This window comes from Curtobacterium sp. A7_M15 (assembly GCF_030705415.1).
GTDB lineage: Bacteria > Actinomycetota > Actinomycetes > Actinomycetales > Microbacteriaceae > Curtobacterium.
The window spans coordinates 1-9,862 of sequence record NZ_JAUZED010000126.1; the positions used below are offsets into that span (position 1 = coordinate 1).

Annotated in this window: 10 protein-coding genes; 5 read left to right on the top strand and 5 right to left on the bottom strand. The window is 71.8% G+C overall.

What is annotated here, in order from left to right; genetic code table 11:
• Nucleotides 1–41: 41 nt before the first annotated feature.
• From Q7F20_RS16270 to Q7F20_RS16285, 4 genes are all read right to left on the bottom strand, one after another.
• Nucleotides 42–1,079 (bottom strand): hemolysin family protein, encoded by a 1,038-nt coding sequence (locus Q7F20_RS16270; RefSeq protein ID WP_305741114.1) that lies wholly within the window; start codon nt 1,077–1,079, stop codon nt 42–44.
• Nucleotides 1,076–2,440: a hemolysin family protein gene (locus Q7F20_RS16275; RefSeq protein ID WP_305741115.1), complete on the bottom strand. Its 1,365-nt coding sequence runs from the start codon at nt 2,438–2,440 to the stop codon at nt 1,076–1,078. The genes Q7F20_RS16270 and Q7F20_RS16275 overlap by 4 nt, the downstream gene beginning before the upstream one ends.
• A gap of 210 nt (nt 2,441–2,650) precedes the next feature.
• Nucleotides 2,651–3,733, bottom strand: coding sequence for an NADH:flavin oxidoreductase/NADH oxidase (locus tag Q7F20_RS16280; RefSeq protein ID WP_305741116.1), 1,083 nt, complete (start codon nt 3,731–3,733; stop codon nt 2,651–2,653).
• Complete coding sequence (locus Q7F20_RS16285) at nt 3,730–4,374, bottom strand: HAD family phosphatase (protein WP_305741117.1); 645 nt, start codon at nt 4,372–4,374, stop codon at nt 3,730–3,732. The genes Q7F20_RS16280 and Q7F20_RS16285 overlap by 4 nt, the downstream gene beginning before the upstream one ends.
• 24 nt (nt 4,375–4,398) lie before the next feature.
• Between Q7F20_RS16285 and Q7F20_RS16290 the strand changes: the two genes are divergently transcribed.
• Nucleotides 4,399–5,259: an ADP/ATP-dependent (S)-NAD(P)H-hydrate dehydratase gene (locus Q7F20_RS16290; protein ID WP_305741118.1), complete on the top strand. Its 861-nt coding sequence runs from the start codon at nt 4,399–4,401 to the stop codon at nt 5,257–5,259.
• Nucleotides 5,260–5,603: 344 nt separating this feature from the next.
• On the opposite strand, the gene Q7F20_RS16295 is transcribed toward Q7F20_RS16290, so the two are convergent.
• Nucleotides 5,604–6,314 carry a YceI family protein gene (locus Q7F20_RS16295; protein ID WP_305741119.1) on the bottom strand — a complete coding sequence of 237 codons (711 nt, stop codon included), beginning with the start codon at nt 6,312–6,314 and terminating at the stop codon, nt 5,604–5,606.
• 77 nt (nt 6,315–6,391) lie between these two features.
• Here Q7F20_RS16295 and Q7F20_RS16300 point away from each other — a divergent pair, with 77 nt between their 5' ends.
• The 4 genes from Q7F20_RS16300 to Q7F20_RS16315 all read left to right on the top strand — a co-directional run bounded on the left by Q7F20_RS16300 (nt 6,392) and on the right by Q7F20_RS16315 (nt 9,800).
• Nucleotides 6,392–7,693, top strand: a complete 1,302-nt coding sequence (locus Q7F20_RS16300) for a hypothetical protein (RefSeq protein WP_305741120.1) — start codon at nt 6,392–6,394, stop codon at nt 7,691–7,693.
• Nucleotides 7,690–7,998 (top strand): thiamine-binding protein, encoded by a 309-nt coding sequence (locus Q7F20_RS16305; RefSeq protein WP_070416362.1) that lies wholly within the window; start codon nt 7,690–7,692, stop codon nt 7,996–7,998. The genes Q7F20_RS16300 and Q7F20_RS16305 overlap by 4 nt, the downstream gene beginning before the upstream one ends.
• A 94-nt stretch (nt 7,999–8,092) precedes the next feature.
• Entirely contained in the window at nt 8,093–8,272 is a 180-nt protein-coding gene (locus tag Q7F20_RS16310) for a hypothetical protein (protein ID WP_305741121.1), read from the top strand.
• 262 nt (nt 8,273–8,534) lie between these two features.
• A complete protein-coding gene (locus tag Q7F20_RS16315; RefSeq protein ID WP_305741122.1) occupies nt 8,535–9,800 on the top strand; it encodes an MFS transporter in 1,266 nt (421 codons plus the stop codon).
• Nucleotides 9,801–9,862 lie beyond the last annotated feature (62 nt).

Consider the following 9,862-nt stretch of genomic DNA (forward strand, 5'->3'; position numbering starts at 1 on the left):
GCCAGCCTGCACCGCGCCTCCCGTCCGTCATCCGCGCGCGTCTACCGCCGTCGGGTCGCGTCCTCGACGGTGCCGACGAGCTCCTCGAGGATGTCCTCGAGGAAGAGCACGCCGAGCGTCCGCCCCTCGGCGTCGAACGCCCGCGCCACGTGGCGACCAGCGGCACGCATGGTCGCGAGCGCGTCCTCGAGGTCCATCTCGGTGTAGAGCGAGATGAGCTGCCGGATCCGCTTCGGCGGCACCGGGTCGTCGTACTCGTCCGGTCGCAGGTCGATGACGTCCTTCACGTGCACGTAGCCCGTGGGGGAGCCGTCCTCGGCGACGAGCACGTACCGCGAGAACCCGCGCTGGGCCACCGCCCGCTCGACGTCGCCCGGGCTGGCGTCCTCGGGCAGCGTGACGAGCTCGGCCATCGGTACGGCGACGTCCTTGACCTTCTTCTCGGTGAACTCGAACGCCAGGGCGAGCTTGCCGTCGTCCGTGAGGGTGCCCTCGCGGCGGGACTGCTCGACGATGGTCTGGACCTCTTCCACGGTGAACGCGCTCACCGCCTCGTCCTTCGGCTCGACGCGGAACAGCCGGAGCACCGCGTTCGCGACCTCGTTCAGGCCGACGACGACCCAGTGCAGGCCGTGCCCGATGTACCAGAGCGTCGGCACGAGGAGCAGCGCCGCACGGTCGGGCATCGAGAAGGAGATGTTCTTCGGGACCATCTCGCCGAACACCACGTGCAGGAACGACACGAGCAGCAGCGTGAACACGAACGCCACGACCCCGATGACCTCGACGCTCCAGCCCGTCAGGTGCAGCGGGACCTCGAGCAGGTGGTGGATCGCCGGCTCGGAGACGTTGAGGATGAGGAGCGAGCAGACCGTGATGCCGAGCTGGGTGGTGGCGAGCATGCGCGTGGCGTGCTCCATCGCCCAGAGCGTCATCTGTGCGGCGCGGGAGCCCGCTTCGGCCCGCGGTTCGATCTGGGAACGGCGTGCGGAGATGACGGCGAACTCCGCCGCGACGAAGTAGGCGTTGCCCAGCAGGAGGACGACGAGCCAGAAGATGCCCCACCAGTCGGAACTCATCGGGTACCGCCCTTCGTCGAGGTCTTCGTGGCCGGGATGATGATGCCGGTCGCCGGGGTCTCCGGCGGCGTGGGCGTCCAGCGGATCCGGTCGATGCGGCGTCCGTCGAGGCGTTCGACGCGGAACACGCCGTCCTCGAGCGGCACCTCGTCACCGACGGCCGGGAGCCGCCCGAGCGTCGACATGATGAACCCGCCGACGGTCTCGTAGGGCCCGTCCTCGGGGACCTTCACGCCCGCGCGGTCCTCGAGTTCGTCCGGGCGGAGGAGCCCCGGGAACGTCAGCCAGTTCCGCGACCGGACGACGTCGATCCGTGCCCGGTCGTGCTCGTCGGACACCTCGCCGACGATCTCCTCGATGAGGTCCTCGAGCGTCACGACACCCGCGGTGCCGCCGTACTCGTCGACGACGATCACCATCTGGTAGCCGCGACCGCGGACCTCGGCGAGCAGCGTGTCGCCGGGCATGGTCTCGGGGACGCGCTCGGCGTCGGTCATGAGGGCACCGACGGGGACCTCGGGGCGCTTCTCGCGCGGGACGGCGACGGCCTGCTTCACGTGCACGATGCCGACGACGTCGTCCGCGTCCTCCTCGATGACGGGGAAGCGGCTGAAGCCGGTCTTGCGGGCGAGCGCGATGACGTCGTCCGCCGACTCGGAGACCCGGATCGTGGAGAGTCGGGGGCGCGGGGTCATCACGTCGCTCGCGCTCAGCTCGGAGAACGAGATCGTCCGCTCGAGGAGCGTCGCGGTGTCCTGTTCCAGGGAGCCCTCGGACGCGGACCGACGGAGCAACGAGGTGAGCTCCTCGGCGCTGCGCGCACCGGAGAGCTCTTCCTGCGGCTCGATGCCCATCGCCCGGAGCACGGCGTTGGCGGTGCCGTTCAGGACCGCGACGGCCGGCTTGAACACCGTGGTGAACGCGATCTGCAGCGGCACGACGAGCTTCGCCGTCTGCAGGGGGAGTGCGAGCGCGAAGTTCTTCGGCACGAGTTCGCCGAGGATCATCGACAGCAGCGTCGCGATGACGAGCGCGACGATCGAGCCGACGGTCTCGACGATCGCCTCGGGCAGCCGCAGCGCGAGGAACGGCGCTTCCAGCAGCGTCGCGATCGACGGCTCGAGCAGGTAGCCCGTGAGCAGCGTGGTCAGCGTGATGCCGAGCTGCGCGCTGGAGAGGTGCGTCGAGGTGACCTTCAGCGCACCGATGACGGGTGCGAGGCCGGTCTCGCCGCGGTCCTGCCGGGCCTCGACGTCGGCGCGGTCGAGGTTGACGAGCGCGAACTCGGACGCGACGAACACGCCGGTGCCGAGTGTCAGCAGGATGCCGCCGATCAGCATGACGATGTCGATCGGGCTCATGATCCACCTCCCGCCGGGCGCGAGGGAGTGCAGCTCACCGAGTGAGCGGCGGATGAGTGAGGCGAAGAAGTATTCGGAGGATCGTCCACAGTGAGCACATCGTACTGCGTGGTGCGCGACCAAACCGAGAAAACGTACAGAACGCGGGTCGCGCCTCCTGGACGGCCCTGGTGGGGACCCGGAGGCGCGACCCGCGTCGCGCGGACCGGCCTACGCGGTGACGCGCGCGCGGTGGTACTGCTGCGGCTCGTAGTCCACCGAGACGCCGAGCTCGACGGCGGCGCGGAGCGGGAAGCCCGGGTCGCGCAGGAACTCTCGGCCGACCATGACGACGTCCGCCTGGCCCGTCGCCACGATCTGCTCGGCCTGGAACGCCTCCGAGATCATGCCGACGGCGATCGTGCCGATGCCCGCGTCGCGCTTGATCGCGTCGGCGAAGGGCACCTGGTAGCCCGGGCCGACCGGGATGGGCGCGCTCGCCACGTTCCCGCCTGTCGAGACGTCGGCGAGGTCGGCGCCGTGCTCGGCGGCCCAGCGGGCGACCTGCGTGGTCTCCTCGAGCGTCAGCCCGCCGTCGACCCAGTCGGTGGCCGAGAAGCGGACGACGACCGGGAAGCCCTCGCCGACCTCCGCGCGGACGGCGTCCAGCACCTCGAGCAGCGCGCGGGCGCGGTTCTCGAGTGAGCCGCCGTACGAGTCGGTCCGGTGGTTGCTCAGCGGCGACAGGAACTGGTGGAGCAGGTAGCCGTGCGCGGCGTGGATCTCGACGAGGTCGAAGCCCGCCTCGATCGACCGGCGTGCCGCGGCGGCGAAGGCCAGGGCCACCACGCGGATGTCCTCGGTGGCGAGCTCGCGCGGCTCGGCGTACCCGTCGAACGCGACGGCCGAGGGGCCGACGGTCGACCAGCCGCCCTGCTCGGCGGGGACCGACCCGTGCGTGGACTCCCACGGGCGGAACGTCGACGCCTTGCGGCCGGCGTGTGCGAGCTGCACGCCCGCCGCGGCCCCCTGCGAGTGGATGAAGTCGACGATCGGCCGGAACGCGTCGCGCTGCTCGTCGTTCCACAGCCCGAGGTCCTGCGGGCTGATCCGCCCCTCCGGCACGACACCTGTGGCCTCGACCACGACCGCGCCGGCGCCGCCCTTGGCGAACCCGCCGAGGTGCACGAGGTGCCACGGCGTGGGCACGCCGTCCTGCGCCTCGACCGAGTACTGGCACATCGGGGAGACCCAAATGCGGTTGCGGACGGTCAGGTCCCGGATGGTGATCGGTTCGAACAGGGCGTGCGTCACGCGGACTCCTTCTCGACGGTCGCGCCGGTGTCGGCGAGTTCCTGCAGGAACCGTCGAAGGCCGGCGGACGACGTGTAGTGGTGGCCGACCGCCCCGATCGCTTCCGCACCGGCGGCGTTCTCGGCCCTGTTGTCGACGAACACCATCTGACCGGGCTCGATTCCCAGGCGCGCGCAGGTGTCGCGGTAGATGGATGCGTCGGGCTTCAGGACGTGTTCCTCGGCGCTCACGACGACCGTCTCGAACAGGGAGCCCATCGGCGACCGACGGTACGGGTCACCGAAGTCGAACCCGGCGTTCGACAGCAGGGCCACCCGGGTGCCGGCGTCGTGCAGTTCCTCGACGATCGCGAGGGTCTCCGGGTCGACCTCGAACCACCCGGTGAAGTCGATCGCCCAGAACCGGTGGATGTCGGTGGTGCTCCAGGTCCGCCCGGTGCGCTCGGCGATCGCGCGCCAGTAGGCCAGGACGGACAGGTCGCCGCGGTCCAGGTCGTGCCGGAGCCCCTGGTAGACGGGGAACAGCTCGTCCGCCGGCACCCCGGTCGCCGCGACGAGGGCGTCCCGCGAGGCGTGCGGAGTCCGGCTGATCACCTCGCCGTAGTCGAAGACCACCACACGACCGGGGAGGAACAGGCTCATGCGCTCCACCGTAACGTGGCGACCGTGAACGACTTCGTCCCCTTCGCCCCGACCGACGCCGCCGCCTGGACCACCGCCCCGCACGGCGATTCGACCAAGTACCGCCGGGGTGTCCTCGGCGTCGCCACCGGCTCCGACCAGTACCCGGGTGCTGCGGTGCTCGGTGTCGACGCCGCCGTGCACACCGGGGTCGGCATGGTCCGGTACGTCGGACCGTCGCGTGCGTCGGACCACGTGCTCACCCGGCGTCCCGAGGTCGTCGCCGGGATCGGACGGGTGCAGGCGTGGCTCGTCGGCTCGGGGATCTCGGCGCCGTCGCTGGACGCCCTGGACGACGTGACGGCCGAGGGGTTCCGGCACGCCTCGGACGACGGGGTCCCCGTGGTGGTGGACGCCGGCGCGATCCCGCTGGTGTCCCTCGGGCCCACGGCGGTGCTGACGCCGCACGCGGGGGAGCTGGCCGGTGTGCTCGACGTCGACCGCGCCGAGATCGAGCGGGACCCGGCCGCTGCGGCGGTGCGGGCGGCCGCGCAGACCGGGAGCGTCGTGCTCCTCAAGGGTGCCGCGACGCACGTCGCGACGCCGGACGGGGCGGTGCGGCTCGTGGCCTCGTCGGCGACGCCGTGGCTCGCCGCCGCTGGGGCCGGTGACGTCCTCGGCGGGGTGCTCGGGGCGCTCGTGGCGGCTCGGCAGGGGGCGGCGGAGGCCTCGGGGGCGTCGCTGTCGCCGTCCGATCTGGCGCACCTGGCCGCTTCGGCTGCGGTGGTGCACGGGATCGCGGCGCGGAGGGCGTCCGGCGGTGGGCCGTTCACGATGGCGGCGCTGGTCGATCAGCTGCCGGGTGTCGTGCGGGACCTGGTCGTCGAGGGTGACGCGCGGGGGTAGCGGGCGGGGCGGGGTCGGCTGGGTCGGGCGGGGCGGGCGGGGGCCCTGGGCCGACTCGGAACGACATGTTCGACGTCGTACGACAGCGGCGGGGTCGTTCGTTGCGGACGCAATGGTTGCACGCGCGCGGTTGCGACACCGCCGTTGTCGTACGACAGCGCAGGGGTCGTTCGTTGCGGACGCAATGGTTGCACGCGCGCGGTTGCGACACGGCCGCTGTCGTACGAAAGCGGGACGACGCTCTGGGCGCTCGCGCGTGTGGGACGGGAGGCGCGGTGCGGGTCGGCACCGCGCCTCCCGGCCGTCAGGTGGTCACGTCGACGGCGTGACGCGCGTCGTGCGCGTCAGCTCGCCGGGGTCGCGTGCACGAGGAACTCGACCGCACCCGCGTCGTCGACCTGCACGAAGCCGAGGCTGGGCGCCTGCACGCCGAAGTCCGAGAAGGTGATCGGGATCGATCCGGAGACGTCGACGCCGTCGCCGTTCAGCCCGACCTCGAGCGTCGCGGCGACGGACTTCGTGACCCCGTGCAGGGTGAGGTCGCCCGTGGCCTCGACCTTCGTCGTGCCGGAGCCGGAGGGGACCGCGTCCGCGATCGGCTCGGTGAGGGTGAAGGTCGCGGTGGGGAACGCGGACGTGTCGAGTGCCGAGTCGCGGAAGTACGAGTCGCGCTGGGCCGAGTCCGTGGTGATGTCGGCGACCTGGACGGTGATGGTGGCCTTCGTGATGGCGGTGCCGTCGACGGTGGCGCTGCCGGTGACGCGGTCGGTGCGTCCGGTGACGGTGACGTCCGAGCCGTTGAGGACCTCGTGGACGCGGTACCCGGCCTCCGAGTCGCCGCCGACCGCCCACGTGCCGGACAGATCGGCGGTGTCGAGCGTCGAGGGTGCGCGGCTCGCGGCGACGCTCGGCGCTGCGGAGGCCTTCGCGTTCTCGTTGCTCGTGTAGAGCTTCGTTCCGACGATCGCGGCGACGACGCCGATGACGACGACCGCGGCGACGACGGCGATCGAGATGACGGCCTTGCGGCGCGTTCGCGGGGTGTCGGAGGTCACGAGGGGAACGGTGACACGTCATGCTCGGGGGAACCTGTGACGGGCGTGCCGCTCCGCTCGACCGCTACGCTCGTCCGGTGCAGAGGACGGTGGAGCGGTCGGCGTGGCGTTCGCGGTGGCGTTCGCCGTGGCGATCGTGGTGGCCCGGGGTCGTGGTGTTCGTGGTGGCGTTCGCCGCCGTGCACGCGGTCCTCTGGTGGCAGAGCTCGGTCTCGGCGAACCTGCCGCTCGGCGACGTCACGATCACCTACCGACGGTGGATCGAGACCGGGCACGCGTCCGGGTTCTGGGTCGGGATCGACGAGGACTGGGTGTACCCGATCCTCGCGATCGTGCCGATGGCGGCTGCGGCCCTCGGCGGGGTGACGTCGATCGGCACCGGCTGGCTCGTGCTCATGGTCGTGCTCGACGCCGTCGCGTGCGGGTTCCTCTGGCGCTTCCGTGCGTTCGGCGTGCGCGTCGTCTGGTGGTGGCTCGCCTTCCTGCTCGCCCTCGGGCCGATCGCCCTCGGGCGCATCGACACCGTCGCGACCGTGCTCACCCTGGTCGGGGTGGCCTTCGTCGCGTCGCGGCCGGCAGTGACCTCGGCACTGTTCACCGCCGGCGCCTGGACGAAGGTGTGGCCCGCTGCGCTCGTGGGTGTGCTCCTGCTGCTCCGCCGCGGTCACCGCCGCGGGGTCCTGGTCGGCGCGCTCGTGCTCACGGCGCTCATCGTCCTCGTCGACGTCCTGTACGGGGGAGCAGCACACCTGTTCTCGTTCGTGGGGCAGCAGAGCGGCCGCGCACTGCAGATCGAGGCGCCGCTCGCCACACCGTTCATGTGGGCGGCGGCGCTCGGCGTCCCCGGTGCAGCGGTCTACTACGACCAGGAGATCCTGACGTTCGAGGTGTCCGGGGCCGGGACGCACGCGGCGGCCGCGCTGTCGACGCCCCTCATGGCCGTGGTCGTCCTCGGCGGGGTGCTGCTCGCGCTGTGGGCCGTGCGCCGTGGGGCCCCGCGTGCCGAGGCGGCGCCGCTGCTGGCACTGCTGTTCGTCGCCACGCTCGTCGCCGCCAACAAGGTCGGGTCGCCGCAGTACATCGGGTGGTTCGCCGTCCCGATCGTGTGGGGGCTCGTCGCCAGCCGACCGAGTGCCCGGCGCTTCCTGCCCGTGGCGGTGGCCGCGATCCCGATGGCGCTGCTGACGCAGGTGATCTACCCCGGGTTCTACGACCAGGTGCTCACCGTGCAGCCCTGGGTGCTCGTGGTCCTCACGCTCCGGAACGCGCTCGAGGTCGGGGTGCTGGTGTGGAGCGTCGTCGCGATCGTCCGGCTCGGCGTCCGGGCCCGAACCACCGCCGTGCCGGTCGTGCCGGCAGGGGGCAGGATGGACGCATGATCGTCGCGTTCTCCGTCGCTCCGTCCGGTGGTCCCTCCGCGTCGTCGGACGGATCCGTGCACGACGCCGTCGCGGCGGCCGTGCGGATCGTCCGCGAGAGCGGGCTGCCGAACCGCACCTCGTCGATGTTCACCGAGGTCGAGGGGGAGTGGGACGAGGTCATGGACGTCGTGAAGCGCGCCACCGAGGCCGTCGGGGCGTACGGCACCCGGGTGTCCCTCGTGCTCAAGGCCGACATCCGGCCGGGGCACACCGGCGAGATCGACGGGAAGCTCGAGCGGCTCGAGGCTGCGCTCGACGACTGAGCGACACGCCGTGCGCCTCCCACGGATGTCGGTGGTCGGGTGTGTCCTGTCGGTGATGGACGGACGGCGTCCACACGACGACGAGGAGCGCGTGATGATCCACGACGGCTTGTGCCCCGACTGCGACCTCCGGACGGTCGTCATCGACTCGGACGAGCAGGGCGAGAACGCCTGGGCGAGCTGCACCGAGTGCGGCGCCGGGTGGGTCCACCGCGACGAACTGCCCGGGCTGGTCGCCACGACCCCCGCACAACCGGAGCGTCGCGCGGCCTGACGCCGGTCGAATCGATTCGGCGGGCCGCTTCCGTTCGGCCTTTGGAGCGGTCTACACTGCTGAGACCGGCCACTCGTGGTGACCGGCCAGTCCACGTTCGCCGCTGAACCAGGACCGCTCTCCGCCCGCCGTGGCTCGCACCGTTCGCGACGCGACGGCCCGGAGGCCCGGTGCAGCGACCACGCGCACCGACGGTCCCAGCCGACTCCCGCGAGTCGACGTCCGGAACCCGTCCCGCTCCTCCCGTCCCAGAACAGGCACCATGTCCCAGCTCACGCCTGCGCGCCGCGCACTCGCGCTCATCGCCCTCGCCCTCGGCGGGTTCGCCATCGGCTCGACCGAGTTCGTCGCGATGGGGCTCCTGCCGAACATCGCCGAGGCGCTCCTTCCGCACCAGTACGGGATCGACCCGGACGCCGGGATCGCGCACGCCGGCTGGCTCGTCAGTGCGTACGCCCTCGGAGTCGTCGTCGGTGCTCCCACGATCGCGGCGATGTCGGCGAAGTTCCCGCGCAAGGGCCTGATCCTCGTGCTGCTCGTCGGGTTCGTGCTGGCCACCGTCGCGAGCGCGGTCCTGCCGTCGTTCGGCCTCGTGCTGGTGGCTCGGTTCGTCGCGGGACTGCCGCACGGTGCCTACTTCGGGATCGCGTCGATCGTGGCGGGCGACATCATGGGTCCGGGCAAGCGCGGCAAGGGCATCGCGATGGTGCTCCTCGGCCTCTCCGTCGCGAACGTCGTGGGCGTCCCCGCGATCACCTGGGTCGGGCAGGTCGCCAGCTGGCGCGTGGCGTACGGCGTCGTCGCGGTCCTGTTCGCGCTGACGTTCCTCGCGGTCTGGGCCTTCGTCCCGCGCAGCGCCCGTGACGAGCACGCGACGATCGGCCGCGAGCTCCGCGCCTTCCGCGTGCCCCAGGTCTGGATGGTGATGGGTCTCGGAGCCGTCGGCTTCGGCGGGTTCTTCGCGGTCTACTCGTACATCTCGCCGCTCGTCCAGAACGTCACCGGGCTGCCGGAGTCGTTCGTGCCGCTCGTCCTCGTGGTCGTCGGCATCGGCATGGTCGTCGGAGGCGTACTCGGCGGGCACCTCGCCGACCACAGCGTCAAGCGCACCATCTACGTCGGCATGTTCGCGCTGATCGGTGCCCTGCTCGTGACGGTCCTCACGGCGCAGTGGGTCTGGGGCGTCTTCCTCGGGGCGTTCCTGCTCGGTGCGACCTCGTCCGCGATCCCGCCGGCCGTGCAGTCCCGGCTGATGGACGTCGCCGGTGACGCGCGGACGATCGCGGCCGCGCTCAACCACTCGGCGTTCAACATCGGAAACTCGCTCGGTGCGGCCCTGGGTGGTGCGGTGATCGCGGCCGGCTTCGGCTTCACGGCCCCGGGGTGGCTCGGCATCGTGTTGGCGCTGCTCGGGGTGCTCATGACGATGGTGAGCTACGGTGCCGAACGTCGCAGCACCCGTCGCGCATCGCTCCGTTCGCCGTCGCCGTCCACCGGGCCGATCACCGCGCCGATCCCGCTGGGCTGACGCGGCGGCGCCGCTCCGTCTCCTCGCGTGAGCAGAAGAGGTCGGGTCCCGTTCGAGGACCC